Source organism: Vogesella mureinivorans, assembly GCF_007644035.1.
Taxonomy (GTDB): Bacteria; Pseudomonadota; Gammaproteobacteria; order Burkholderiales; family Chromobacteriaceae; genus Vogesella; species Vogesella mureinivorans.
In genome coordinates, this window is record NZ_VMTV02001015.1 from 1 (window position 1) to 261 (window position 261).

At 40.6% G+C, this 261-nt stretch carries 1 pseudogene; it reads left to right on the forward strand.

Annotated features, from left to right (window positions below):
- Positions 1-261: pseudogene (locus tag FLQ44_RS22510) on the forward strand (MFS transporter); the annotation flags it as partial.

Sequence of the window (261 nt, forward strand, 5' to 3'; positions counted from 1 at the left end):
CAATTACTTTCTGGTTGCCGACATTAATTCGTAACTCGGGTATTAGTGACAACTGGCATATTGGCTTGTTGACCAGTCTACCTTATATGTGTGCCATAGTTGTAATGCTGTTAGCAGGTCGTAGCGGAGATCACTTTAGAGAGCGTCGCTGGCATTTAATTATTCCAATGTGTACTGGTGCCGTTGCACTGACATTTGCAACATTGTTTGCTTCAAATCTAATTTTATCGTTGATTTGTTTATGTATTGCTATCACGAGGC